We start from the raw sequence: 25,426 nt of genomic DNA, 5'->3' as shown, positions 1-25,426 counted from the left end.
AGGTCAATCAATAAATTGGCATTGACAATGTGCACGCTGTTGAGTTCTCAAGGACCAGACGCACTCCCCCGCTCGACACCCGAAGATGCTCCGCCCGAGAGGCTGGTGAATCCGCTGCCCGGGGAAGAACCGTGGCGGACAAGATCCCCGGGTAAACCCAGTGACCGTCTCAGCCGTTCCGTTCTCCGCCGCCGTGGCAACGAGAGGTAACACTACACAGGCTCCGGGGCCCTCGCCAACCGTGGTTCCTCCCGGGCGTGTCGGCTCGGCAGCCCCCGTCGGCGCCGGGGCTACTCCGCTGCAGCGAGCTGCCCGCAGGCCCCGTCGATCTCCTTGCCGCGGGTGTCGCGCAGGGTCGTCGGGATGCCCGCGGCGTTGAGCCGGCGGACGAACTCGTCCTGCACGTGCACCTCGGACGAGGTCCACACGGAGCCCGGCGTCGGGTTGAGCGGGATCGGGTTGACGTGCACCCAGCCCTTGCCGCGCTTGTTGAGCTTCTCGGCGAGCAGGTCCGCACGCCAGGCGTGGTCGTTCATGTCCTTGATGAGCGCGTACTCGATCGAGACACGGCGCCCCGTCTTGACGTAGTAGTTGTGCGCGGCGTCGATCGCCTCGTCGGCCTTCCAGCGCGAGTTCACCGGGATGAGCTCGTCGCGGAGTTCGTCGTCCGGGGCGTGCAGCGACAGCGCGAAGGTCACCGGGATGTTCTCGTCCGCCAGCTTGAGGATCGCGGGGACCAGCCCGACGGTCGAGATCGTGATGCCACGGGCGCTCATGCCGAGGCCGTTCGGCTGCGGCGCGACCATCAACCGCACGGCGTCCATCACCCGCTTGTAGTTGGCGAGCGGCTCCCCCATGCCCATGAACACGATGTTCGTCACGCGCTCGGCGTCGACGCGGTCCTTGCCGCCCTTGCGGGGATCGCCCCCGAGCTCCCCCGCGGCGATGGCCGCGTTGGCCCGGACGATCTGCTCGATGATCTCGGCGGTCGACATGTTGCGGGTCAGCCCCGCCTGGCCGGTGGCGCAGAACGGGCAGTTCATGCCGCAGCCGGCCTGCGACGAGACGCAGAGCGTGATGCGACCGGGGTACCGCATGAGCACCGACTCGACCAGGGCGCCGTCGTGCAGCTTCCACAGGAACTTGATCGTGTCGCCGTTGTCCGTCGCCAGCCGCCGGGTCTCGGTCAGCAGGGGCGGCAGCATCCCGGCGACGAGCTGCTCGCGCTGGGCGGCCGGCAGGTCGGTCATCTTGTCCGGGTCGGACGTGTAGTGCGTGAAGTAGTGGGTCGCGAGCTGCTTCGCGCGGAAGCCCGGCAGCCCGAGTTCCTTGACGCGGGCCTCGCGCTCCTCGGCCGTCAGGTCGGCCAGGTGCACGGGCGGCTTGCCGCGCTTCGGCGACGCGAACTGCAGCAGCGGACGGCCGTCGGTGTCGGTCGCCTGCTTCCAGCCCTCGGTGCGCGGGCGCACCTGCGGACGAGCAGACTGCTGCTGTTCGAACGGGGTACGGGTGTCGGAAGCCATCAGGCCAGGATACGGGAGGCCCGTGACACGTCGGTGCCGGACCCTCCGGTGGCCGGGATGGTCACCGTCGACGGCCCCGCCTGCGTCGGGTCAGCTGCCGGCGGGCAGCAGGCGCGCGAAGTGGTGCGCGGCTGAGTACATCGGCACGATGTCGACGACCTCGCCCGGGTGCGGTGCCTGCAGCACGAGCCCCTGGCCGAGGTACAGCCCGACGTGGTCCTCGTCGTCGTACACGACCATGTCGCCGGGCAGCGCCTCGGACTCGGGGATCGTCGTCGCCGCGGCGTCCTGCGTCGGGACGTAGTGCACGAGCGGGATGCCGACCGCGGCGTACGCGACCATCGTCAGGCCGGAGCAGTCGATGCCCTCGTGGCTCGCGCCGCCCTCGACGTACGGGTCCCCCATGTACTGCAGGGCGGTCTCGACGATGGTGGCGCGGTCGCCGCCGGCGGACAGCGCCGCCGACAGGGCCGACTGCGCCTGGGCCGTCGTCACCCCGAAGCGCAGGTCGAGCGTCGGGTACGAGACGACCGTGGTCGTGGTGGTCATGCCGTCGGTGGTGACGACGGGGACCTTGACGTCGTGCGCCACGGTGAAGGTCTGCGCGACCTGCGAGGTCGTCGTGCCCTGCTGCGTCTCGGCCGGGGTCGCCGCGTTCGCCGGCACGGCCAGGGTCAGGCTCGAGGTCACGGCGATCGCCGGCGCGAGCAGGATCGCGGCACGCTTGGCGTTCGCGGTGCGGCGGATGTGCCGCGGGTCGACGGCCCGCTCGGCACGCAGGACGGCCTTCCGGCTCAGCACGGCCGCACCGGCGCTCGAGGCGACTGGGAGCGGACGCGGCTGCATCCGGACGGTGCGGGTCGGCTTCGGGTGCTCCACGAACGTGGCCCGGGCAGCAGCGGGACCGAGGGCCGAGCGACGACCACGGGGACGGGACAGCTGCGGCTGCGGAGACGCCGGAGCGGGTTCCACCGCGGTGTGCGGGGTCCCTCGCGAGGGCTGTCGGTCTTCGGCTGCTGCAGGCAGGGCGTGGCGTCCCATGGGTCCTTCCGGGTCGGGACCGCTGGGCGATCCGGAAAGTAACGTATTGGTCACGGGGCGGATCGAGGCTGGGCAGTCCCGGAGTGTTCCTGCGGCTCGTCACAGGAACGGGCGATCCTCGCAGGTCGCTCAGATGCGGCGGATCCGCGCCCAGGGGCCTGAAGACCCGGCCTCAGACGGACGCGACCCGCATGACGGCGGCGATCCGGGCCTCCCGGTCGGACGACAGGCGGTCGAGGCGAGCCGCCAGCGCCACGACGGACGCGTCGACCGGGGCGTCCCCCGAGATGTCCCCCGGTACCGGGACGCCGGCGCGGATGGCGAGCGGCAGCACGCCGGCCCAGACGGCGTGGTCCTCGCCGTCGTCTGCGGCCTCGCCGTTGCCCTGGAACCGGACCTTCACGCTCGCGCGGTCGAGGGGCAGCTGCAGGACCTGGGTGGCGCGGACCTCCTTCGGGGTCATGTCACGGACCTCGTCGCGGCGGCCGGGCATGAGGTGGTCGGAGACCTGCCAGAGCGCCTCGGTGCGGAGCTCGGGCGGCACGACCGTCGCGGCGCCCGCGATCATCGCACTGCGGTAGTTCGCGGAGCTGTCGAAGGTCGAACGGGCGAACACGAGCCCGTCCAGGTGCGTGACCGTCGCTGCGACCTGCACGCCGGCGGCCCCTGCTTCGAGGAAGAGGCCGCCGCCGGTCGAGCCGTGCAGCAGCAGGACCGGGCCGGCGCCGAGGTCGCCGACGCCGCACAGGAAGGGCAGCACGATCGGGTGGCCGCCGCGGACGAACCCGACGTGGGCGAGGTGTGCTTCGGCGAGGATCGCCCGGAGGACGGCGGGGTCGTCGGACTGGCGCTCCCGGATGCGTCGGACGCGCAGGTCGGGGCCGTCGGTGGGGTTGGGGGTGCTCATGCGGGCAACGCTAGGTTCGACAGTGGTCCAGTGCGTGGACCAGATCGAGGTGATCGTGGTGGACCAGTCCGGCAAGACCGCAGGGGTCGTCGCCCGCATCCGGCGGATGGTCCACGACGGCACGCTGCGCGAGGGCGATCCGCTGCCCTCGACCCGGGCGTTGGCCGCCGAGCTCGGCGTCGCACGCGGCACGGTCGTCGCCGCCTACGACCAGCTCGACGGCGAGGGCTGGATCCGGACGCGGCACGGTGCGGTGGCGCGGGTCGTCGCGTCGGCTGGCGTGGGCGGCGTGGGCGGCCGGGGCGGCGCCGTCGTCGGGGACTTGCTGCTGGCGACGGACCCGCGTGCTCGAGCGGCGGCGTCAGCTGCGGCGTCAGCGTCCGCCACCGCCGCCCGGACCATCGACTGCCGCCCCGGGGTCCCCGCCGTCACCGCGATCGCGCAGCGGGACTGGCGCGCGGCCTGGCGGGCGGCGGCCGACGCCCCACTGCGGAACGCGGTCGCGGACCCCCTCGGCACGGTGGAGCTCCGAGCGCAGGTGGTGGCGCAGCTCGGCCTGAGTCGCGGGTTCGCGCCGTCGGTCGACCGGGTGCTGCTGACCGCAGGGACCTCCGAGGCGCTGTCGCTCGTCACCGAGGCGCTCCGCGTGCACCTCGGTCGCGCCCCCGTGTTCGCGGTCGAGGACCCGGGGTACCGGACCGGTCAGCGTGCGGTGCTCAGCGCGGGCGGGACCGTGGTCGGCATCCCGCTCGACGACGACGGGATGGACCTCGGCGCCCTGACGGCAGCCCCGCCGGTCGACGTCGTGCTCGTCACGCCGACGCACCAGTACCCGCTCGGCTCGGTGATGCCGGTGGCGCGACGACAGCGGCTGCTCACCTGGGCTGCGGCGACCGGCACGCTCGTGGTCGAGGACGACTACGACTCCGAGTTCCGACACCGCGGCAGCCCCGTGCCCGCACTCGCGGCGCTCGACGCCGACGGGGTGGTGCTGCACGTCGGCGGCTTCTCGAAGACGCTCGACCCGCGGCTGCGCTGCTCCTACGTCGTGCTGCCCGGGGCGGCAGGTGTGCCGGTCGGGGCTGGGTCCGTGGCCGGGGTCACCGACGCGGTGCTCGCTGCCCGTCGCGCCCGCGGCGCGGTCGTCGCCGAGCCCGTGCAGATCGCACTCGCGCACCTGCTCCGGACCGGCGCGCTCCGCCGGCACCTCGGCCGGGTCCGGCGCGACTACACACACCGTCGCGCTCGGATCGCGGCCCGGCTCGACGGCGTCGCCGGACTGGAGGCCCGTGCCCTGACCGGCGGACTGCACGCCGTGGTCGTGTGGTCCGGCCCGGCGACGGGGCAGGAGGTCGCGGCGCGGATGGCCGGTGCCGGCGTGCTCGTCTCGACGCTCGAGGAGTACGGGATCGCTCCGGGCAGCACGCCGGCCGGGGTCGTGCTGGGGTACGGGGCGGTGACGGTGCCGGAGCTGGACCGTGCGCTGGACGCGCTGGTCGGGGCGGTCGAGCGGACCGAGACCGTTGCGTGACCCTGGTGTTCTTGGTGCCCCGGTGCGCTCTGGCCGCCGGACGAGTCGCGATCAGCCGCCGGACTGAGCGGTCGCCACCACGTTCGATCCGGCCTGCTGGCACGCGGTGTTCAGGGTGCGCCCGACGAGCTCCCACTCGGGGCTGTCCTGGAGCGCCGGCCCCGACGCGGGTGCCGGGTGGGCGTCGAGGTACTCGAGCGCGTAGTCGATGGCGTTGTCGAGCCGCTCGTCGGTGCTCGACAGGTGCTCGTACCCGAAGCGCTCCGCCGCGATCAGCGCCTCGTACTGCGCATCGGTCAGGGCACCGCGGGAACGACCGTCCGAGGCGTTCAGGGCGATCGTCGACAGCGCGCTGATCTGCCCGCAGACGGCCGCGGCGCTCCGGTCCTCCTCCATCGGGTCCACCGTGGGGGATGCCGCCGGTGCGTCCACCGCTGCGTCCGCCGACCGAGCGCTCGACGAGGTCGGCGCCGGTGCCGACGAGGCGTCGGCCGAGCACGACGACAGGGCGACGGATGCGAGCAGTGCGCCGACGACCAGGGGCAGTGCGAGTCGGAGGGAAGCCATACCCGCCATCGTGGCAGCGCCGTGGTCACGCACGGGGCGTCGTGTCGCGATCGAGACCTCGTCGATACCGGATCGTGAGCAAGCGGGCGAGCCGGTGGTCAGGGTCGCTGCAGGTGTGCGCGCACCTGTGCTTGCACGGTGGCGGCATCGCGGTGGTCCCAGAGCGCGAAGTGCGTGCCACCCGGCAGCGTGACGAGCTCGGCGCCGGGGATCTCCGCGGCGGCGCGGGTGCTGTCGTCCGGTCGGACCTCGGTGTCGGCGTCGCCGTGCACCAGGAGCGTCGGGGCTCGGACGGCACCGAGGTCGAGCGATTCGACGGCCGCGAGCTGGCGCACGTCGTTGTCCCAGCCGGCGCGTCGGGGTCCGGAGGCGTTGCCGGTCCGGGCGAGGCCGAGCAGGAACGCCCGCCGCACCGGGTCGGCCAGGACGCCGGCGACGTGTTCCCGCAGGGCCCCACCACGCAGGGTGCTCACGCCGGCCACCGCAGCGCGTGCCGCGGCAGCCGGGGCGATGCGCGCAGCGGCCGACGCCAGACCGGCGCCGAACACCGTGTCGGTCACGAGTCGTTCGGCCGGTCCCGCCGACCCGGGGACCCAGCGACCGGACACCCCGGAGGCGACGGCGAGCGCCCTGGTCCGATGCGGGTGGCGGACCGCCAGTCGGTACGCGGCCGGGGCGCCACCGGACCAGGCCAGCACACCGACCCGGTCGATGCCGAGGTCGTCGAGGACCCCGGCGAGCTGGTCGGCCTCGTCGTCGATCGTGGAGTGGTCGGCGTCGAGCCGGGTGCCGAGGTAGCCCGGTCGCGAAACCGTGACCACGCGGAAGTCCTCGGACGGCAGGAACGCCCCCATCAACTCGGCGACGTCGATCCCGCCCGGGCTGCCGTGCAGGACCAGTACGGGGACGCCGGTGTCGGAGCCTCGGGTCCCGACCTCGACGCCACGGGTGACCGCTCGGGTCGAAGGGGGCATGGGCCGACGATACTGCTGCCCCCCGTGCGGCGTCGGCGGCGGGGTCAGCGGGCCTCGGGGCGCGCGGAGCCGCGGGTGCTCACGAGGTCGGCGAGGGACGGTTCGGCCTCGTCGGTGGGCACGGCCCAACCACGTCGGGCGGCCTTGCGGACGAGACGGTAGGTGGTGACCTGGACGGGCTCCACCCCGTCGGCGGATTCGTAGTTCGTCATCGTGGTTTTCTCCCTGAATAGCGAGTGGTTCGCTGCAGCCGAAAGTACCCGGACGCCGTACCCCCGGACGGGGGCCTGCGTTCCATGGCCAAAGGCCGGAGAGCGCGACACGAGAACCCTCGCCACGGCGGGATTGTTCGCATACAATGCGAACATGTTGATCACCGTCGACCCGACCGCACGGGCCACGCTCGCCGAACAGGTCGCGTCGCAGATCCGGTACGCGATCGCACGCGGAGACCTCACGAGCGGGGAACGCCTGCCGTCGGCGCGCGACCTCGCCGCCGCGGTCGACGTCAACATGCACACGGTGCTGCGCGCCTACGCGCAGCTGCAGGACGACGGACTGATCGAACTGCGGCGGGGTCGCGGAGCAACGGTCTTGCGATCGGGCAACGCGTCGTTCGACCGGCTGCGCACGCTCGTGGACGAGCTGCGCGACCAGGCCGACACGCTCGGGGTGCCGCTCGACGACCTGTTCACGATGATCAAGGGGGCACGATGACGAACCGACCGATGCGTTTGAGGACCCGAGTGGCAGTGGTGGCACCCGGGATGGTGGTGTTGCTGACCCTGGTGGTCGCGGCGCTCGTCGCCGCACCGAACCTGCCGGACCGGATGGCCGTCCACTTCGGGGCCGGCGGCACCGCGGACGGCTGGAGTTCGCCCTGGCCGGTGTTCTGGATCACGCTCGCGGTGACCGCCGGCGCCGTGGCTCTGGCCTTCGCGGCGCTGCGGATGCCCGATCGCCGGACCGCCGCCACCCTGGTGCTCGTCGCCAACCTGTTCGCCGGCAGCCTGGGCACCGCCTGGATCGTGCTCGCCGCGACGAACACCGTCGGCGACGGGACGCTGTCCGGCTGGTGGACCGTGCCGTTCCTGGCCGTCAGCGCGGTCATCGCCGCGGTGCCGGTCGTCGCGCTCGTCCGGTCGGCTCCCCCGGTGCCCGCGCACGACGTCGAACCGCTGCGCATCGGGTCGGACACACGGGTCGCGTGGCGCGCCCGCATCGGCAGTCGCTGGTTCGCGGCGCTCGGGGCCGTCATGGTCGGACTCGGGATCGGCACGGGGCTCGCGATGGCTCCGGCCGACATCGGTACGGCCGTCGCGTCCGGAGCGGTGCTGGTCGTCGCCGGGCTCGCCGTGCTGGTGCTCGCCCGGGTCGAGCTCACCGTGGACCGGCGTGGGATGCGACTGACCTCGACGTGGACCCGCATCCCGCTCATGCGCGTCCCGCTCGAGCGGATCGAGTCCTGCGGGTGGGAGGACGTCTTGCCCGGACAGTGGGGTGGCTGGGGCTACCGGTTCTCCGGCCGCGGGGTCGCCTACGTGGTGCGGTCGGGGCCGGGCCTCGTGGCACGGCTCCGCGGTGGGCAGGCACGGATGGTGACGGTGCCGGACGCTGCGGGCGGGGCCGCGGCCCTGGGCGCACTGCTCGCGCACCGCACGCCGGCCTGACGGGGTTGCGCCGGGCCTCCCGGTCGGGGTAGTGGTGCGTCCTGCGAAGGCGACAGATCTCGCCGGCCGCGCGCCGTCACGTCCGCAAGAGCGACAGTGTGCCGCGAACCGTTGGCGGCACACTGTCGCTTTTGCGGAGAGGCCTCGCCGCGCGCCGCAGGCGGTCAGAGGCTCGTCATGCCGCCGTCGACGCGGAACTCGGCGCCCGTCGCGTAGGACGACTCCGCGCTGGCGAGGTAGACCATGATGCCGGTGACGTCGTCGGGGGTCCCCGGGCGACCGAGGGGCGTGCGGGCGACGATCGCGGCCCGCGCTTCGGGGTCGCCGGAGATCGCCGAGACGAGGCCGGTCTCGGTGTAGCCCGGCACGACGGTGTTCACCCGGATGCCGTCCCGCGCGTAGGCCATAGCGGTCGCGCGGACGAGCGAGTGGATACCGCCCTTGGTCGAGGAGTAGGCCGCGAAGTCCGCACCCTCGCCGTTCAGCCCGGTGGGTGAGCCCGTCGCGATGATCGACCCGCCGCCGCCGGCCGCGAGCATCGCCCGGACGGCGTGCTTGACGGTCAGGAACGTGCCCGTCAGGTTCACCGCGACCGTGCGGTTCCAGGTGTCGAGCGACACGTCCGCGACCGCAGCGTCCTGCCCGAAAAGTTGCACGCCGGCGTTCGCGACGACCACGTCGGGCGTCAGGTCGCGCTCCTCGAGGGCGGCGAACCCGGCCGCGACGCTCGTCTCGTCGGCGATGTCCATGGTGAGCGGCAGCGCGAGCGCGCCGGCTGCCGCTGCTGCGGTGCCCGCCGCCGTCGCGTCCCGGTCGGCGTAGACCACACGCGCTCCCTCGGCGACGAACCGGTCCGCGATCGCACGGCCGATGCCGGAGCCCGCCCCCGTGACGAGTGCGGTCCTGTGGTCGAGTCGTGCGGTCATGCGGGAGCTCCGTCCTGGGAGCGTCGTCGCTCCACGGACCCATCATTGCCCAACCGGTTGACCGGTGGTAGTCATGAGCCATGACTCTGACGTCGATGGGCACTACGGTGTCGATCGGTGCGTGGCGGTTCACGCTGCGCGGTGCCGAGCTCGCCGACCTGGCGTACGACGGCGAACCGGTGCTGCGGGCGATCCGCTTCGTGACGCGGGAACACGACTGGCGCACCGCCGACGACACCGTGCTCGCCCAGATGACCGACACGGATGCCGACAGCACGAGCGGGCGGCTCCGCATCGAGGCCAGCGCCAGCTACGACGACGCCGAGGTGCTGCGGTACGTCCTCGAGGTCACCGTCGACGGCCCCACCCTGCACGTCGACGCGGTCGGCACCACGACGACGCCGTTCCGCCGCAACCGCATCGGCTTGGTCGTGCTCCACCCGCCGACCCTCGCCGGCGTGCCCGTCACCGCGCGGCACCCGTCCGGCACGGTCACCGAGGCCGTGTTCCCGACCTGGATCGCGCCGCACCAGCCGGCCGCCGACCTGTCGGGGCTGGACTGGTCGACGGGTCGGGTCGCGCTGACGCTCGACCTGGCCGGCGACGTGTTCGAGACCGAGGACCAGCGCAACTGGACCGATGCCTCGTTCAAGACCTACTCGACGCCGCTGTCCGAGCCGTTCCCCGTCGCGCTCGACGCGGGTTCCGTGGTCCACCAGTCGCTCACGCTGCACGCGACGACGGACGACCGACCGGGAGGCACGGCCTCCCCCGCCCCGGACCTCGCGTTCCTGGACGGGCCGGCTCCCACCGCCGTGGTCGCCCCGCCGCCGACGCTCCAGCTGCTCGCTGCCTCGGCGCCGGCGGCTGCGCGCCCGGCCGGCGCGCGGCCACTCGGCGTGCCCGTCCTGGTCGAACCCGTGCTCAGCGATCCGAACGTCGGGGCGGTGCTGGCGTCAGCTCGGCTCGATGCGGGTGGCGGGCCGCTCGACGTCCGGTTCGTCACCGACGACCCGGATCGACTGCGCGCCGCGATCGACGACGTGCTCGACTCGGGCGCGGTCGTGCGGATCGGCGCGTTCGACCCGACCTCGCACGTGACGACCCCGGCGCTGCAGCAGGCCCTGCGCGACGCCGCGGCTGCTGTGGGCGACCTCGCAGTCGTTGCAGGCACCCGCGCGCACTTCACCGAGCTGAACCGGACCGTCGACCTGTTCCGCGACTGGGACGGGCCCCTGACGTTCAGCGTGACGCCGCAGATGCACGACCGGTCGCCCGAACAGGTGACCGAGTCGGTCCGGATGCAGCGCTGGGTGGTGATGAGCGCCTCCAGGCTGGCCGCCGGCAGGGCGCTGCACGTCGGACCGGTGACGCTGCGACCACGGTTCAACGCGGTGGCGACCTCCGCGCGCGCCGTCGTGACCGACGCGACGATCGAGGCCGGGTACGGGCCGCAGTTCGTGGCGGACGCGACGGACCCGGCGCAGCACTCGGCGGCGGCGCGAGCGTGGTTCGCGGCGTCGGTGGAGGCGCTGACGGTGCCGGGGGTCGCCTCGATCACCCTCGCCGAGGCTTGGGGACCCCGCGGCGGGCGGTGAGTACCGCGAGAGCGACAGATCCCCGCTGATGGTCGGCGGGAATCTGTCGCTTTCGCGGGTCAGACGGGTGTCAGCGACGGACGGCGTCGATCTTGAGCATCTTCGCGATGACGCTGTCGAGCTCGCTGTCGTCGAAGACCTGCTTCCAGTCCTCCTTGATGAGCTTCTCGCGGCCGTAGCCCATGGCGATGTGGCACGCGTCCGAGAACGGGTTCGAGCCACGCAGGCCGTTGGTCAGCGCGATCCAGGTGTGGCCGTAGAGCATGGCGCGGGCGGCCTCGCGGGGCACGCCGACACCGGTGACGGTCTCCTCGAGGGCGTCGTTGAGGAAGTCACCGATCATGCAGGCGATCGTCTCGACCAGGGTCGGCTCGAGCACGGCCAGCTGCTTCACGGTGACCCAGTGCACCTGGATGACGGGCGCGTACATGGTGGTGATGACGGCCTCGGCGATCGCCTTGGCGCGCTCGTCCTGGTCGCCGAGGGACTCGGACGCGTCGAAGGCCGCGATGACCTCCTGCGGAGCGGCGATGCCCCCGAAGGTGTCGTCCCACTCGGCCTTGGTGGTGCGCTCGAGGAACACCGACGGGTGGCACGGGTGCGCCACGGCGTAGTGGATGTCCTCGCGCTTCGCGAGCAGTCCGGCGTAGGCGGCGGCCGGGTCGAGCGTCAGGATGCTGGCGCCGGACTTCATGACCGGGACGAGCTGCTCCGAGATGCTCCCGAGCAGGACGTCCGGCACGGCGAGGATGACCACGTCGGCGACCTTGGCAGCGTCGAGGCTGTCGGTGAGTGACCGGCCGAGGGCCTGGATGCGCGCCTGCCCGGCGGGCGAGGCCTCGCTGTAGAGCGTCGTGTACTCGCTCTTCGCGAAGTTGTTCGAGACGCGGGTGCCCATCTTGCCGCCGGCACCGATCACGGCGACGGTGACGTCGGCCGTACCGGATCCGGCAGCGACGGTGTGGGGGGTGGTGACGGTGTCGGTCATGATTCCTTGCTCCTGATGTGCTCGATGGTGTGTTCGGTCCACGCCGCCTCGATGCGGGTGGTGGTCTGTGCGGGCGTCTCGCCCGGTCGCGGGTCGGCGCCCGCGTGCTCGTCCTGCCAGGGCAGCCAGAACTCGATGACGCGGTTGATCCCCCGGGCGTCGGGGTCGATCGCGGCGCGGATGCTGTCGTGGTCGACGACCCCGGTGCCCATCGGGAGGCCGGTGTACTGGAACCCGACCCACCCCGGCGACCGGGTGAACCCGGAGTCCTTGACGTGCCAGTTGACGACGTGCGGGGCGGTCATCGCGACGACGTCGGCGGGGTGTTCGAGCCGTGCGACGGTGTTCGCCGGGTCCAGGCAGATGCCGAGGTGGTCGGAGCCGATCGCCTGGACGACCGCGACGAGGTCGGCGGTGGCCACCACCTCGTAGGTCTCGAGGGCGAGCGTCACCCCGGCCGCCTCGTAGGCGGGGAGCGCCTGGCGCAGACGGCGTTCGGTCTCGGCGGCGTCCGGCTGGTCGTCGCCGCTCGTCCACATCGACCGGACGAGCGTCGCACCGAGCACCTGCGCGACGTGCAGGTACCGAGCGAGGTGCGCCGGGTCGGTGCCGCGGGTGCCGACCTCGAGCGTGAGCCCGAGATCGTCGGCCAGCGACCGGATCGCGGCCAGCCGGTCGTCCGACGCGGTGTCGAGCGGCAGGTGGTCGCAGATCTGGAACAGGTCGACACCGTCGTGGGCCGCGGCGTCGCGCAGGGCGTCGTCGAGGGACAGCGGTGCCGGCACGCGGTCGGACATGCGCCAGGTGTAGGCGTAGGTGGAGAGGCCGAGCAGGGAGGTCACGCCGGTGCTCCGTTCTCCGTCGCGGCCAGCGCCTCGGCTTCGTCGAGGATGGTGCGGATCGCCTCGGGGTCGTGGGCGAAGCGGCCGAGGAACAGGCCACCGATACGGCCCTGTCCCCGGGTGAGCAGACCAGGCCCGGCGCTGCCGCCGTAGATGACGACCGAACCGGCGAGTTCCGGGCGGTTCGCCAGGTGCTGCTCGATGCCCGCGAGCACCGCGACGATGTGCTCGTCGGGAGCGGGCTGCGGTGCGCCGATGGCCCAGACCGGCTCGTAGGCGGCGATGACCGGCCCGGCGAGCCCGTCGGCGACCGCCGTGGCGACGAAGCGGTCGAGCTGCGCGGTGACCTCGGCGACGGCAGCGGACGGGTCGCCGTCGGTCGCGCGGTCGGTCTCACCGATGCAGATGAGGGGACGCAGGCCGTTGCGGAAGGCGGCGTGCACCTTGCCGGCGATGTCCTGGTCGGACTCGTGGAACAGGGACCGGCGTTCGGCGTGCGCGATCTCGACCAGGTCGACCCCGACCTCGCGGAGTTCGCGGCCGGACACCTCACCCGTGAAGGCACCCTCGTCGGCCCAGGCCAGGTCCTGCGCGCCGAGGAGCACCGGGGTGCGCTCGAGCACGGCGTGCACCGGCACGAGCGACGGGAACGTCGGGATGACGAAGAGTTCGACGGCGCCGGACTGCACCGCCGGGTGGGTCCGGGCGATGTCGGCCACGGCGGCCGCCCACTCGAGCGTCCGGGCGTGCCCGAAGTACATCTTGAGCGACACCCCGATCGTGATCGGGGCCGCCACCGTGGTCGCCGGCATCAGGCGTCGGTCCCGACCGGGGCCGAGCCGTCGTAGGAACAGATCGCCGCGACCTTCTCGGCGCTCGCGCTCGTCTGGTCGAACGTGTAGCCCAACCACTCCTTCGCCATCCGGCGGGCGACCTCGACGCCGACGACCCGCTGGCCCATGCAGAGGACCTGGGCGTCGTTCGACAGGACCGAACGCTCGACGCTGAACGAGTCGTGCGCGGTGACGGCGCGGATGCCCGGGACCTTGTTCGCCGCGATCGCGACGCCGAGTCCGGTGCCGCAGATCAGGATCGCGCGGTCGGCCTCACCCGACGCGACGAGCCGTGCAGCATCGACGGCGACGTGCGGGTACGCGGTGTGCCCGTCCGCGTCGACGCCCACGTCGGTGACGCTGACCACGCGCGGGTCCTTCGCGAGGTCGGCCTTGATGATCTCCTTGTAGTCGAACCCGGCGTCGTCCGAGCCGACGACGATGCGGAACTGCTGCTCGGTCATGGGGGGCTTCCTTACTTCTCGGCCAGCGTCGCGAGGACCGCGGCGGTGATCAGGGCGAACGAGATCGCGCCGGCGTCGGGGGTGCCGACCGCGTCCTCGCCGTGGGTGCGGGCGCGGCCCATCTTCGGCAGCAGGTCAGCGGTCGCGTCGGCGGCCGCCGTCGCCGCGGCGGACGCGGCCGACCAGGCACGGACCAGGTCGTCGCCGGCCGCGACGCGGTCGGTGAGGACCTGGTCGAACGGGACGATCGCGTCGACCATGGTCTTGTCGCCGGGGACGGCGCCGAACGCGAGGACCGCCTCGGTGGCGGCGTGCACCGCGCTCTGGACCGTGGCGGCTGTCGGACGCTCGTCGTCCCCGAGGACGCGACCCAGTGCCTCCAGGGCGGCTCCCCAGATCGCGCCGGACGTGCCACCGGCCTTGTCGGACCAGGCATCTCCGGCGATCGCCAGGACGCTGCCGGCGCCGGCGCCGCGCGTCACCGCGTCCGCAGCGGCGCGGTCCGCGGCGGTGGAGCCGCGCTGCATGCCGATGCCGTGGTCGCCGTCGCCGGCGACGGCGTCGATGCGACCGAGCTCGTCGGCGTGGTCGTCGATGGTGGTGCGGATGGCCGTGATCGCCTCGGCGACCCGGGCGGCGGACGCCTGCGACGCCTCGGTGCCGGGCGTGACCGGTGCCTGCTCGTCCGCGGCGAGGGCCTCGGGTGCGACCGGCTGTTGCGGGACGGCACCGCCCTTGCGGTACGCGGGGCTGTCGGCGGGCGCGCCCCAGAGCTGCTCGAGTTCGTCGTCGAGCCAGAAGAGCGTCAGCGAGACGCCGGCCATGTCGAAGCTCGTGACGAGTTCGCCGACCTCGGGCTCGACGACGACGGCGCCGGCCGCCGTCAGCTTGCGTTGCACGGCGCCGAAGACGACGAAGAGCTCCTCGTACTTGACGCTGCCCAGGCCGTTGAGGATCGGGACGACGCGTGCCCCGTCGACGACGACACCGGATGGCAGCTCGGTGAGCAGCTTGTCGACGAGCAGGTCGGCCAGTCCGGACGCGGTGGGGACGTCGGCTTCGGCGATGCCGCGTTCGCCGTGGATGCCCATGCCGATGGCCATCCGACCCTCGGGGACGGTGAAGAGTGGTTCGTCCGCGCCGGGGAGCGAGCAGCCGGAGAAGGCGACGCCGAAGCTCCGGGTGCGGTCGTTGGCGCGGGTCGCGATCGCGGTGACCGTGTCGAGGTCGTCCCCGCGTTCCGCGGCGGCACCGGCGACCTTGAAGACGCACAGGTCACCGGCGATGCCACGACGCTTGTGGGCTTCGGCGCTCGGGGCGGAGGCGACGTCGTCGGTCACCCGCACGGTGCGGACGTCGATCCCGCTGTCGGCCAGTGCCCGCGCCGCAGCGTCGAAGTTGAGCACGTCGCCGGCGTAGTTGCCGTAGCTCAGCAGCACCCCGCCGCCGTGCTCGGACGCCTTCGCGACCGCCGTGACCTGCTGGGCGCTCGGGCTGGCGAAGAGGTTCCCCATCGCCGCACCGGCTGCCAGTCCGTGCCCGACGAGTCCGCCGAAGGCCGGGTAGTGGCCGGAGCCACCGCCGACGACGAGCGCGACGGTCCCCTCGGGGCTGGTGGTCGAGCGGGCGACGCCGCCGTGGACCTTGCGGACCCGGGCCTGGTTCGCGGCCACGAAGCCGTCGACCATCTCGTCGGCGAAGTCGGCCGGGTCGTTGAACAGGCGGGTCATGCGTGGCTCTCCTGGGTCGTGGTCGTCGTGGCCTGCGCCGCAGCGTCGGCGTCCCGTCGTTCGTTCCGCTTGGTGTTCCGACCGAGCACGAACATCAGCACGCTCGACAGCACCATGAAGAAGCCGACGATGAACATCGGGACCTGGTAGCCGCCGGTCCACCCGCTGACGACGCCCGTGATGTACGGGGCGGCGAACCCACCGAGGTTGCCGATCGTGTTGATGAGTGCCACACCCGCGGCAGCGGCAGCACCGGTCAGGAACTGCGTCGGCACGGTCCAGAAGTTCGGCAGCGCCGCGAAGATCGCGCAGGCGGTGACCGCGATGACGGCGATCGTGGCGGCCGGGCTGTTCATGTAGAGCGCGACCGGGATGCTCAGACCACCGACGAGCGCGGGGACGGCGATGTGCCAGACCCGGACGCCACGGCGGAAGGCGTCACGCGACCAGAAGTACAGGACGACCGCGGCGGGGACGTACGGGATCGCCGTGATCATGCCCTTCTGGAACAGGTCGAACGTGGTGCCGAACTGCTCCTGGAAGCCGTCGATGATGGTCGGCAGGAAGAAGCTCAGTGCGTAGAGGCCGTAGATGAAGCCGAAGTAGACCGCGGCGAGCATCCAGACGCGGCCGGAACCGAAGGCCGCACGGAGACCGCCCTTGGCGTGCCCGTCTCCCCCGCCCTTCGCGGCGCTCTCGGCAGCGAGCGTCGTCTCGAGCCAGACCTTCTCGTCCTCGTCGAGCCACTTCGCCTGCGACGGCTTGTCCTTGAGCACGAAGAGGCACAGGACGCCGACGATGATCGCCGGGATCGAGACGCACAGGAACATGAAGCGCCAGCCGGCCAGGCCGCCGAGCATGCCCTCGTGGGTCATCAGCCAGCCGGCGAGCGGAGAGCCGATGACGCTCGTCAGGGGCTGGGCCAGGTAGAACAGGGCGAGCATCTTGCCGCGGTGCCGTGCGGGCACCCACGTCGACAGGAACAGGATCGCGCCGGGGAAGAATCCGGCCTCGGCGATGCCGAGCAGGAAGCGCAGCCCGACGAGCTGCGGGTAGTTCTGCACCCACGTGAAGAGCAGCGAGACGATGCCCCACGTGATCATGATGCGCGCGAGCCAGATGCGTGCGCCGAACTTGTGCAGCGCCAGGTTGGAGGGCACCTCGAGCACGAGGTAGCCGATGAAGAACACGCCGGAGGCGAACCCGAACTGGGCGGCGGTCAGACCGAGGTCCGCCTCCATGCCGTTCGGGGCCGCGAAGGAGATCGCGGTGCGGTCGAGGAAGTTGATGAAGAACATCAGTGCCACGAACGGCACGATGCGGATCGCGATCTTGCGGATGGCCGTCTTCTCGACGACCGAGGTGGGGATGCCTCGCGTGGCGGGGATGTCCACGATGACTCCTGCTCGGTGGGGGTGGTACGACTCCGACCCGTGCTGCTGCGCCCGGACGGAGCGGGCGCATCGGTGCGCCTGGTCCAGTGTGCGGATTCGAATCCGACTTGTCAACCGGTTGACCAAACCGGCCCGAGTGCCTCGAAGCCCAACCGGTTGACCGAACGGTACGCTCACTGCATGCCCGCGTTCAGCCCGGACGATCCCCTCAACATCCGACTCGAACTCGAGTCCGTGCCCGCGGGGTCGCCCGCCTCCGAGGTCGCCCGACAGCTCGTGTCCCTGCTCACCGCGGGTGAGCTGGCCCCCGGTTCGCGACTGCCGTCCGAGCGGATCCTGGCCGAGCGGCTCGGTGTCGGCCGCTCCGCCGTGCGCGAGGCGCTGGCGGCCCTCGAGATCCTGGGGATCGTGCAGATCCGGCCCGGCTCGGGCACGTACCTGCAGGGCGGCACCTCGGACCTGCTGCCGACGACGCTGTCGTGGGGCCTCATGCTCGCCTCGAACCGCACCCGCGAGCTGCTCGAGGTCCGGTCGTCGCTCGAGCGCACGGTCGCGATCCTCGCCGCGCAGCGCGCCACGCCCGAGCAGGTCGCGGAGCTCGGCGAGTACCTCGTCCGGCAAGAGGCCACGCTCGACGACCCCGAGGCCTTCATCGACGCCGACGTCCGCTTCCACGTCCTGCTCGCCCGGGCCGCGGGGAACGACGTGCTCGGCGACCTGCTGCAGAGCCTGCGCTCGATGCTCAGCGTGTGGGTCGGCCGCCGCGTCCAGACCCGCCAGGCCACCGAGGCCGCCTACGACGAACACCGCGCGATCTACGAGGCGCTCCGGGCCGGCGACGTGCCCGCCGTGCAGCGTGCGATGGACGAGCACATGGCCACGGCGAGCGCCCGCATCGAGAACGCGGAGCCCATCCCACCCGCCGAGTAGCGGTGGCGGGCGCGCGGCGCGTGCGCTTCGTGAGCAGAAATGGTCGGGTCCGTGGCGCCGACCCGACATCTTCTGCTCACGATCGGGCGGCCGGGAGGCGCGGTGCGGGTCCGCCTCGCACCGTGCGACGTTGCTGGGGCGGCAACAGGGCTTGGGTCGGGCCCGGCGGGTGCGCTGGAGTGGGCGGATGCATGCACACGAGACCACCACCGATGGCGTCGGCTCGGCCCGCGACTGGTGGGAGCAGCGGTACGCCGAGCGCGACGGGATCTGGTCGGGCCGGGTGAACGCGGTGCTGGCCGACGTCGCCGGGGCGCTGCCGACGGCGCCGGGCGGCGGTGCGCGCCGCGCGCTCGACCTCGGCTGCGGTGAGGGCGGCGACGTCGTCTGGCTCGCCGAGCAGGGTTGGGACGCACTCGGGGTCGACCTGTCGGTGACGGCGATCGAGCGCGGTTCGCGGGCGTCCGTGTCGGCCGGGGTCGAGGAACGGACGGCGTTCGTCGCCGCCGACCTCGCCACGTGGGAGACGGCTGCGCGCTTCGACCTGGTGACGGCGTCGTTCCTGCAGTCGTGGCCGGTGGAGATCCCGCGCGCGGAGATCCTGCACCGGGCGACCGGGTTCGTCGCGGTCGGCGGGCACCTGCTCGTGACCGCGCACGCTGCCCCACCGCACGACGACCTGCCGGTCGAGATGCGGGAGTACCGGTTCCCGACGCCCGACGAGGACCTGACGGCCCTGCAGCTCGACGGCTCGTGGGACGTCGTCGCCGCCGAACTCCGGCCGCGCACCGCGACGACTCCCGAAGGCGACCCGCACGAGGTCCTCGACAGCGTGGTGCTGGTCCGCCGCGCGCGCTGACGACGGCTGCAGCGCCGGACGGTGCAGCGCCCGGCAGTCAGCGCGGGAGCGGGACCGCGGCGTCGAACGCCTGCACGACGCGCGCCACCACCTGGGCGGGCGGGGTGTCCCAGATCGCCTGGTTGAAGAGCTCCACCTCGACGTCACCGGTGTACCCGGCAGCGACCACCGCGTCCGTCACCGGCCCGAAGTCGACGTGGCCGTCCCCCGGGTAGCCCCGGGACAGCAGCGGGTCCGCCGCGATCGGGGTGGTCCAGTCGCACACCTGGTACGACGCGATCCGCCCGGCAGCCCCGGCGCGGGCGATCGACCCCGCGAGTGCCGGGTCCCACCACACGTGGAACGTGTCGACCACGACCCCCACGGCAGCGGCCGGGAACGGCGCGGCCAGGTCGATCGCCTGCGCGAGCGTGGACACCACGGCACGGTCGGCGGCGTACATCGGGTGCAGCGGCTCGACGGCGAGCTGGACACCGGCGTCGAGGGCGTGCGGCACCAGGTCGGCGAGCGCATCGGCCACCCGGCCCCGGGCGTCGACCAGGTCGCGCGACCCCTCGGGCAGTCCCCCGGCGACGAGCACGAGCACGGGCGCCGAACCGGGTGCTCCAGCCGCGGCGAGGGCGGCGGTCTCGTCGATCGCACGGCGGTTGTCGTCGAGCGCCCGCTGCCGCGCGGTGCCTGGCGGGAGCGTGAAGAAGCCTCCGCGGCAGTGCGACGACACCCGGAGCCCGGAGTCCGCGACCATCCGGGCGGCCTCGGCGAGACCGACCTCGGCGACGGGCTCCCGCCAGGTGCCGATGGCTCCGACGCCGGCCTCCGCCACGGTGTCGAGCGCCTGCCGGAGCGGCGCGTACTTGATCGTCGCCTGGTTGACCGACAGCCGCGGATGCGGCGCAGCGCCGGCGGACCGGACCGGCGTGACGGCGTCCGTCGCGGTCGTCACGCGACCACCTCGGCGACGGTGCGGTCGACGGCGGGTGATCCGGGCCTCCCGGTCGACCGCGTCCCCACGCCGGCCACCGCGAGCAGCGCGTGCCAGCGCGAGGCGGCGAGGTCCGGGTGTTCGAGGGCGCCGCAGGCGTTCGCGAGCCGGATGGTCTCGGACAAGTGCGGCAGGGAGCGGCCGGCGTGCTGGCCGCCGACCATCTGGAAGGCAGGCTGGTGGCCGTTCAGCCAGGCGAGGAACGCGATGCCGGTCTTGTAGTGCCAGGTCGGGGCGCTGAAGACGTGGCGGGAGAGCGCCTCGGTGGGGGCGAGGAGGGCGCGGTAGGCGGTCTCGTCGGGCAGGGCCTGGACGGCGGCGGAGGCGATCGGGGCGATGGCGGCGAAGGCGCCGAGGAGGGCGTCGGAGTGGGCTCGGCCCCGTGCTCCGGCTCGGTCTCCGGCCCGGTCTCCGGCTCGGTCTCCGGCCCGGTCTCCGGCGATCAGGTCCACGTAGTGGAAGTCGTCGCCGGTGAAAATCCGCGCGGTCGCGGGCAGCTGGGAGCGGAGGGCGACCTCGGCGCGGGCGTTCAGCAGGCTCATCTTGATGCCGGAGACCTTCGGCCCGGCGTCGCGCATGATGTCGAGCACGGTGTCGGGGCCTTGCTGCCCGCCGAAGTAGCCGGCGAGGGCGGGGTCGAAGGCCTCCCCCAGCCAGTGCAGGACGACGGGGGCGCTCGCCCGCTCGACGACCTGGCCGTAGACGCGGCGGTAGGTGCTGGCGGCGGCGTTGCTGCTGTCGCTGTCGCTGTCTGCGCGCTGCGCGAGTCGGGCCAGGTGACGGCTCGCCATGAGGACGACGCCGGCGCCGGCATCCTCGGCGTGGTGGAGCTGGGCGACGTAGGCGTCGACGACCTGCTGCTCGGTGGGCAGGTCGTCCCCGTCGTCCGGCAGGTCGTCGGTGTTCACGCCGACGACGATGCGGCCGCCGACGGACTGCGCCTCGCGGGCGCTGCGGGTGATGAGTTCGCGCGTCGCGGCCGGGTCGAGGCCCATGTTCCGCTGCGCGGTGTCCATCGCGTCGGCGACGCCGAGTCCCCACGACCACAGGTGGTGGCGGAACGCGAGGGTGGCGTCCCAGTCGAGGTCGGCCGGGGCGCCGGGGGTGTTGTCGGCGGCGGCGCGCGGGACGACGTGGGCGGCCGCGTAGACGAGGCGCTCGGTCAGGGGCGCGGTCGGCTTGGCGGCGGCCGTGACTGCCGGCGGGTTCAGGGTCGCCCGTCTGGTCGAGCCGTCGGCGGCGAGGAGGGTGAGGTCGGTCATGCGCGTGCGCCGACCGTTTCGGTGTGCTGGGCGACCTCCGGTGTCTCGACCTGGAGGCGCGGCTCGGCCCCCGTGGGCAGGTGCAGCTCCGGCAGGTCCACGCGTCGACCCTCGGCGCTGGACCGCAGGCCGGCCTCCGCCAGCGCCACGCCGCGGGCACCGGAGAGCAGGTCGTAGGGGTGTGGGCGGCCGGCGACGAGGTCCTGCAGGAAGTCCTCCCACTGGGCGCGGAACCCGTTGCCGAACACCTCGTTGTCGGGGACCTCGAGCCACTGCGCCTTGTAGTCGCGGTCGTCCTTCAGGTCCGGGTTCCACACCGGCTTCGGCGTCGCCGTCCGGGGCTGGATGCGGCAGCCGAACAGTCCCGCGACGGCGCTGCCGTGCGTGCCGTCGACCTGGAACTCGACGAGCTCGTCACGGTCCACCCGGACCGCCCAGCTCGAGTTGATCTGCGCCGTGATGCCGCCGGCCAGGTCGAAGACCCCGTAGGCGGCGTCGTCCGCGGTCGCCGGGTACTCGTGACCCTGCTCGTCGGTGCGCTGCTCGATGTGGGTGACGGCGCGGGCGTACACGGACTCGACGCGGCCGAACAGCTGCTCGAGCACGTAGTTCCAGTGCGGGAACATGTCGACGACGATCCCGCCGCCGTCCTGCTGCCGGTAGTTCCAGCTCGGGCGCTGTGCGGTCTGCCAGTCCCCCTCGAACACCCAGTAGCCGAACTCGCCGCGGACGCTGAGGACCTTCCCGAAGAACCCGGAGTCGATCAGGCGGCGGAGCTTCCGGAGGCCCGGCAGGTAGAGCTTGTCGTGCACGACGCCGTTCGGCACCCCGGCCTCGGCGGCCAGTCGGGCGAGCTCGAGCGCTTCCGAGGAGGTCTCGGCGGTCGGCTTCTCGGTGTAGATCGCCTTGCCGGCAGCGATCGCCTTGCGCAGGGCGTCGGCACGGGCGCTCGTGACGGCGAAGTCGGCGAAGACGTCCCAGCGCGGGTCGGCGAGGGCGGCGTCGAGGTCGGTCGTCCAGTGCTCGAGGCCGTGGCGGGTGGCGATCTCCTCGAGCTTCGCGGCGTTGCGGCCGACCAGGATCGGTTCGAGCTGCACGCGGGAGCCGTCCGGCAGCCGGAGTCCGCCGTCCTCGCGGATGGCCAGGATCGACCGGACGAGGTGCTGGCGGTAGCCCATGCGTCCGGTGACGCCGTTCATGATGATGCCGATGGTGCGCGTGGTGGTCAACGCGTGCTCCCTTGCTCGCTGTGGCCTGCTCTCCGCTTGGTGGAAAGCGCTTGCCCGGAACCGTACACCACGCCCGGCGCGCTGCAGTAGTACCCGAACACGAACGCACACGCGCGGCCCGGGCCCGGCGGCTCCGGCTGCTGCGGCCCGCGCCCGAGGTTCCGAAATCTTGGAGACTCGGGGCGCTGAGCGGCATTCCGTGGAACCTCGGCGCCGAACCCGCGGCGTGTTGTGGAACCTCGACGCCCCGGGCGTCGGAGTGTCGTGCGACGCTCCGCATGCGCCGGTGGCCGATGGGGACCGCCTGGGACGCTCCCGACCGCGCCAGCCGAGGTTCCGAGATCTCGGAACTTCGGCGCGCCAGACGGCGTTCCGTGGAACCTCGACGCCGAACCCGCGGCATGTTGTGGAACCTCGACGCCCGACCGACGGCGTGTAACGCACCCTCGAGCCCGACCGGCCGCCGGCGCCGCACTCAGTGAGCAGAAAAGGTCGAGTGGCGGCGCCGGACTCGACCTTTTCTGCTCACCAAGCGCGAGCGCCCCGCCCCCGCCGCGCTACCGCGCCGTGCTCGCGCGCAGGACGACCTCGCCGTCGATGGCCCCGTCGGCCTCGAGCCCCAGGGCCCGCCGCACCGCCCGCTCCCCGATCTCCTCCAACGGGAGCCGCACCGTGCTGAGCGCCGGCACGACGTCGGCGAGCATCTGCACGTCGTCGAACCCCGCGACGCCGACGTCCACCCCGGGGACGAGCCCACGCTCCCGGATCGCCGCGACCGCCCCCACCGCCATCAGGTCGGTGACCGCGAACACGCACCGCGGCAACGCCCACGCACCGCCCGCCGCCCGGTCGAGCAGGGTCACCATCGCCTGGTACCCGCCGTCGCGCGTGAACGCCGAGGGCACCACCGCGTCGTCCGGCACCCGGATGCCGTGCGCGGCGAGCCCTGCGACGAAGCCCTCGACCCGCGCGTGCGCCGTCGCCAGGTCCGGGTCGCCGGACAGGACGGCGAAGGAGTCGTGCCCCTGCTCGACCAGCGCACCCGCAAGGGCCGCGGCACCACTGAGGTTCCGGATGACGACCCCGTGCACGCCGGGCACCCCGGCGGCGGCACCGTCGAGGTCGGACACGAGCGCGGACACCCCGGCACCGGCGGCGACGAGTGCGCCGACGGCAGCTGCGGAGTCCGACGCTCCCGACGTCTGCCCGGCACCGAGTCGACGACTCACGGCGAGCACCACGGCCCGCGGCCGGAGTCCGGCGACGACGCCGAGCACCGCGGCCTCGCGCGAAGGATCCCCGCCGGTCGAGGTGATCGTCACCACGAGCCCGGCGTCGTCGGCAGCCCGGATCGCCCCCGCGGCGATCGCGGCGAAGTACGGGTCGGCGATGTCGCCGACGACGAGCGCCAGGGTCGTGGTGGTCCCGCGAGCGACGGCCTGCGCCTGCACGTTGGCGGTGTACCGGAGCTCGTGGGCGGCGGCCTGCACCCGGTCCACCGACTCCGGTCGGACCTTCCGCGTGCTGCCGTTCAACGCCCGCGAGGCGGTCGCGAGCGACACGCCTGCGAGCTCGGCCACGTCGGCCAGGGTGACGGTGCCTCGCTCGGGCATGTCGTGCCTCCAGTCCGGTCCGCGCCGTGCGCGGTCTGTGGCGAGGATAGCGATTTCCCGGGAGGCCCGACCAGCGTCCGCGCCGTCGGCGCGGCCTTCCGAGACGGCTGGTCACATTGTCAGAACATCGCCCAGGAAAGCGCTTGCCATGAGCGCTCACGTCGTGTAGACCTGGGGTCCTCGGCCGAGACACCCCGAACGCTCGCCCACGGCAGACGCCAGTGGTCCCGAACGAAAGCAGTGACGATGAAGTCATCCAAGAGAATGCTCGCGCTCGCCGGCGGCATCGCCGCACTGGCCCTGTTGAGCGGCTGTGCCTCCGGCAGCTCCGGCGACGGCGGCAAGGTCGATCAGCTGACCTTCTGGCTCTCCACCTCCACCGCGCAGGAGAAGGGCTACCAGGACCTCGCCACCGCGTACGAGGAGAAGACCGGCGTCACGGTCAAGATCGTGAACCTGCCGTACGACGGACTGCAGACCAAGCTCCGCGAGTCCGCCCAGGCGAACTCGCTGCCCGACGTCGTGCGCGCCGCCGGCATCGACCCGATCTGGACCGGCAAGACCGTCGACCTGGCCTCGATCGTCGACGACGACGCGAACAAGATCGACCAGGACATCATCGCGAAGGACGACGACGGCAAGGTCACCTCGATCCCGTCCGACGTCACCGCTGCCGGCCTGTTCGTCAACAAGTCGCTGTTCGAGAAGGCCGGCGTCGACTACCCGACCGACCCCGCGAAGGCGTGGACCTGGGACGAGTTCCTCACGGCCGCCGACAAGGTGAAGGCGAAGACCGGCGCGAAGTACGACATGGTGTTCGACTCGTCGCCGTCGCGTCTGCGTGCCTACATGTTCACCAAGGGCACCGACTTCATGCAGCAGGATAAGGACGGCTCCTTCCCGACCGACGCGAAGACCGTCGACGCACTGCAGGACTTCGCCGACATGAACGACGACTCGGTCATGCCGAAGTCGGTGTGGACGAGCGGTCAGGACCCGAACGCCCTGTTCAAGAGCGGTCAGGTCGTCGCGTACTTCTCGGGTGTCTGGCAGTCGTCGGACTTCGCGTCGAACATCACCGACTTCGACTGGGCGAGCGCCGCCACACCCGCCGACCCGACCCACGCCACCGAGATCAACTACGGCGGGAACATCGTCGGCTTCGAGAACTCGGACGCCCGCGGTGCCGCCGCCAAGAAGTTCATCGACTACATGTACGACCCGACGAACTACGCGAAGCTCGTGACGACGAACGGCTTCCTGCCGGTCGAGACCGGGCTGGACATCCAGTACCCGTTCGAGTCCCAGGCAGCGAAGGACTCCTTCGCGCTGTACCAGAAGGAGATCGACGCAGCCGACCCGATCTCGAGCTCCTACGCCAAGGAGAGCGCGAAGTGGGCGGTCGAGGGCAAGGAGCTCGGCACCGACCCCACCACGGCCGAGGTCGGCAAGCTCATCAACGGGCAGCAGTCGGCCAAGAAGACCCTCGAGACGATCACGAAGTACTACGAGGAGCACGTCGGCTGACGGAACGGGGTCGGGCGCACGCGTCCGGCCCCGTTG

24 protein-coding genes are annotated in these 25,426 nt (G+C 72.5%); 7 read left to right on the top strand and 17 right to left on the bottom strand.

From position 1 onward, the window contains the following. Nucleotides 1-290: 290 nt before the first annotated feature. The 3 genes from rlmN to EDF28_RS00240 form a co-directional block, all read right to left on the bottom strand. On the bottom strand, nucleotides 291-1,523 hold the full coding sequence (gene rlmN / locus EDF28_RS00250; RefSeq protein ID WP_111086542.1) for a 23S rRNA (adenine(2503)-C(2))-methyltransferase RlmN: 1,233 nt from the start codon (nucleotides 1,521-1,523) through the stop codon (nucleotides 291-293). 90 nt (nucleotides 1,524-1,613) lie between these two features. Then, on the bottom strand, nucleotides 1,614-2,564 hold the full coding sequence (locus EDF28_RS00245; protein WP_123936788.1) for a C40 family peptidase: 951 nt from the start codon (nucleotides 2,562-2,564) through the stop codon (nucleotides 1,614-1,616). A 172-nt stretch (nucleotides 2,565-2,736) separates the two neighbouring features. Next, a complete protein-coding gene (locus tag EDF28_RS00240) occupies nucleotides 2,737-3,471 on the bottom strand; it encodes a pyridoxamine 5'-phosphate oxidase family protein (protein ID WP_123936787.1) in 735 nt (244 codons plus the stop codon). Nucleotides 3,472-3,505: 34 nt separating this feature from the next. Here EDF28_RS00240 and EDF28_RS00235 point away from each other — a divergent pair, with 34 nt between their 5' ends. After that, nucleotides 3,506-5,002 (top strand): PLP-dependent aminotransferase family protein, encoded by a 1,497-nt coding sequence (locus tag EDF28_RS00235; protein ID WP_185094097.1) that lies wholly within the window; start codon nucleotides 3,506-3,508, stop codon nucleotides 5,000-5,002. A gap of 51 nt (nucleotides 5,003-5,053) precedes the next feature. Here EDF28_RS00235 and EDF28_RS00230 read toward each other — a convergent pair whose 3' ends face one another. The 3 genes from EDF28_RS00230 to EDF28_RS19075 form a co-directional block, all read right to left on the bottom strand. Continuing rightward, on the bottom strand, nucleotides 5,054-5,569 hold the full coding sequence (locus EDF28_RS00230; protein ID WP_123294941.1) for a hypothetical protein: 516 nt from the start codon (nucleotides 5,567-5,569) through the stop codon (nucleotides 5,054-5,056). Between the two features lie 98 nt (nucleotides 5,570-5,667). After that, nucleotides 5,668-6,543: an alpha/beta fold hydrolase gene (locus EDF28_RS00225; RefSeq protein WP_123936785.1), complete on the bottom strand. Its 876-nt coding sequence runs from the start codon at nucleotides 6,541-6,543 to the stop codon at nucleotides 5,668-5,670. A gap of 44 nt (nucleotides 6,544-6,587) precedes the next feature. Then, entirely contained in the window at nucleotides 6,588-6,755 is a 168-nt protein-coding gene (locus EDF28_RS19075; protein WP_159572230.1) for a hypothetical protein, read from the bottom strand. A 154-nt stretch (nucleotides 6,756-6,909) separates the two neighbouring features. Here EDF28_RS19075 and EDF28_RS00220 point away from each other — a divergent pair, with 154 nt between their 5' ends. Both EDF28_RS00220 and EDF28_RS00215 read left to right on the top strand, forming a co-directional pair. Next, entirely contained in the window at nucleotides 6,910-7,260 is a 351-nt protein-coding gene (locus tag EDF28_RS00220) for a GntR family transcriptional regulator (protein ID WP_123936784.1), read from the top strand. Nucleotides 7,261-7,310: 50 nt separating this feature from the next. Beyond that, nucleotides 7,311-8,213 (top strand): DUF1648 domain-containing protein, encoded by a 903-nt coding sequence (locus EDF28_RS00215; RefSeq protein WP_260154442.1) that lies wholly within the window; start codon nucleotides 7,311-7,313, stop codon nucleotides 8,211-8,213. Nucleotides 8,214-8,377: 164 nt separating this feature from the next. On the opposite strand, the gene EDF28_RS00210 is transcribed toward EDF28_RS00215, so the two are convergent. Beyond that, nucleotides 8,378-9,139 (bottom strand): SDR family NAD(P)-dependent oxidoreductase, encoded by a 762-nt coding sequence (locus EDF28_RS00210; protein WP_123936782.1) that lies wholly within the window; start codon nucleotides 9,137-9,139, stop codon nucleotides 8,378-8,380. Nucleotides 9,140-9,219: 80 nt separating this feature from the next. Between EDF28_RS00210 and EDF28_RS00205 the strand changes: the two genes are divergently transcribed. After that, a complete protein-coding gene (locus EDF28_RS00205) occupies nucleotides 9,220-10,737 on the top strand; it encodes a hypothetical protein (RefSeq protein WP_123936781.1) in 1,518 nt (505 codons plus the stop codon). Nucleotides 10,738-10,807: 70 nt separating this feature from the next. Here the strand turns inward: EDF28_RS00205 and EDF28_RS00200 are convergent, their stop codons facing one another. From EDF28_RS00200 to EDF28_RS00175, 6 genes are read right to left on the bottom strand one after another with little or no spacing between them, the layout of a single operon-like run. Further along, nucleotides 10,808-11,725, bottom strand: a complete 918-nt coding sequence (locus tag EDF28_RS00200) for a phosphogluconate dehydrogenase C-terminal domain-containing protein (protein ID WP_123936780.1) — start codon at nucleotides 11,723-11,725, stop codon at nucleotides 10,808-10,810. Next, on the bottom strand, nucleotides 11,722-12,567 hold the full coding sequence (locus EDF28_RS00195) for a sugar phosphate isomerase/epimerase (protein ID WP_123936779.1): 846 nt from the start codon (nucleotides 12,565-12,567) through the stop codon (nucleotides 11,722-11,724). The genes EDF28_RS00200 and EDF28_RS00195 overlap by 4 nt, the downstream gene beginning before the upstream one ends. Further along, on the bottom strand, nucleotides 12,564-13,379 hold the full coding sequence (locus tag EDF28_RS00190) for a triose-phosphate isomerase family protein (protein WP_123936778.1): 816 nt from the start codon (nucleotides 13,377-13,379) through the stop codon (nucleotides 12,564-12,566). The genes EDF28_RS00195 and EDF28_RS00190 overlap by 4 nt, the downstream gene beginning before the upstream one ends. Next, nucleotides 13,379-13,864, bottom strand: coding sequence for a ribose-5-phosphate isomerase (locus EDF28_RS00185; RefSeq protein WP_123936777.1), 486 nt, complete (start codon nucleotides 13,862-13,864; stop codon nucleotides 13,379-13,381). Before EDF28_RS00185 ends, EDF28_RS00190 begins: the two co-directional genes overlap by 1 nt. A gap of 11 nt (nucleotides 13,865-13,875) precedes the next feature. After that, on the bottom strand, nucleotides 13,876-15,594 hold the full coding sequence (locus EDF28_RS00180) for a dihydroxyacetone kinase family protein (protein ID WP_123936776.1): 1,719 nt from the start codon (nucleotides 15,592-15,594) through the stop codon (nucleotides 13,876-13,878). Beyond that, entirely contained in the window at nucleotides 15,591-16,988 is a 1,398-nt protein-coding gene (locus tag EDF28_RS00175; protein ID WP_123936775.1) for an MFS transporter, read from the bottom strand. Before EDF28_RS00175 ends, EDF28_RS00180 begins: the two co-directional genes overlap by 4 nt. A gap of 180 nt (nucleotides 16,989-17,168) precedes the next feature. Here EDF28_RS00175 and EDF28_RS00170 point away from each other — a divergent pair, with 180 nt between their 5' ends. Together EDF28_RS00170 and EDF28_RS00165 are read left to right on the top strand one after the other, a co-directional pair. Continuing rightward, the gene (locus EDF28_RS00170; protein ID WP_111086527.1) at nucleotides 17,169-17,918 is read left to right on the top strand and encodes a FadR/GntR family transcriptional regulator; all 750 of its coding nucleotides are present in this window, start codon (nucleotides 17,169-17,171) and stop codon (nucleotides 17,916-17,918) included. A 187-nt stretch (nucleotides 17,919-18,105) separates the two neighbouring features. Next, nucleotides 18,106-18,777, top strand: coding sequence for a bifunctional 2-polyprenyl-6-hydroxyphenol methylase/3-demethylubiquinol 3-O-methyltransferase UbiG (locus tag EDF28_RS00165; protein ID WP_123936774.1), 672 nt, complete (start codon nucleotides 18,106-18,108; stop codon nucleotides 18,775-18,777). Between the two features lie 37 nt (nucleotides 18,778-18,814). On the opposite strand, the gene EDF28_RS00160 is transcribed toward EDF28_RS00165, so the two are convergent. From EDF28_RS00160 to EDF28_RS00145, 4 genes are all read right to left on the bottom strand, one after another. After that, nucleotides 18,815-19,720 (bottom strand): sugar phosphate isomerase/epimerase, encoded by a 906-nt coding sequence (locus EDF28_RS00160; protein ID WP_123936773.1) that lies wholly within the window; start codon nucleotides 19,718-19,720, stop codon nucleotides 18,815-18,817. Further along, nucleotides 19,717-21,021 (bottom strand): DUF993 family protein, encoded by a 1,305-nt coding sequence (locus EDF28_RS00155; protein WP_123936772.1) that lies wholly within the window; start codon nucleotides 21,019-21,021, stop codon nucleotides 19,717-19,719. Before EDF28_RS00155 ends, EDF28_RS00160 begins: the two co-directional genes overlap by 4 nt. Next, nucleotides 21,018-22,220 carry a Gfo/Idh/MocA family protein gene (locus EDF28_RS00150; RefSeq protein WP_260154444.1) on the bottom strand — a complete coding sequence of 401 codons (1,203 nt, stop codon included), beginning with the start codon at nucleotides 22,218-22,220 and terminating at the stop codon, nucleotides 21,018-21,020. The genes EDF28_RS00155 and EDF28_RS00150 overlap by 4 nt, the downstream gene beginning before the upstream one ends. A gap of 587 nt (nucleotides 22,221-22,807) precedes the next feature. Further along, the gene (locus tag EDF28_RS00145; RefSeq protein ID WP_123936770.1) at nucleotides 22,808-23,863 is read right to left on the bottom strand and encodes a LacI family DNA-binding transcriptional regulator; all 1,056 of its coding nucleotides are present in this window, start codon (nucleotides 23,861-23,863) and stop codon (nucleotides 22,808-22,810) included. A gap of 246 nt (nucleotides 23,864-24,109) precedes the next feature. Between EDF28_RS00145 and EDF28_RS00140 the strand changes: the two genes are divergently transcribed. Then, on the top strand, nucleotides 24,110-25,390 hold the full coding sequence (locus EDF28_RS00140) for an ABC transporter substrate-binding protein (RefSeq protein ID WP_260154441.1): 1,281 nt from the start codon (nucleotides 24,110-24,112) through the stop codon (nucleotides 25,388-25,390). The last annotated feature ends 36 nt before the right edge of the window (nucleotides 25,391-25,426 follow it).

Source organism: Curtobacterium sp. PhB137 (assembly GCF_003814955.1).
GTDB lineage: Bacteria > Actinomycetota > Actinomycetes > Actinomycetales > Microbacteriaceae > Curtobacterium.
Note: the sequence above shows the minus strand (reverse complement) of the source record. Positions and strands in the feature narration are given on the sequence as shown.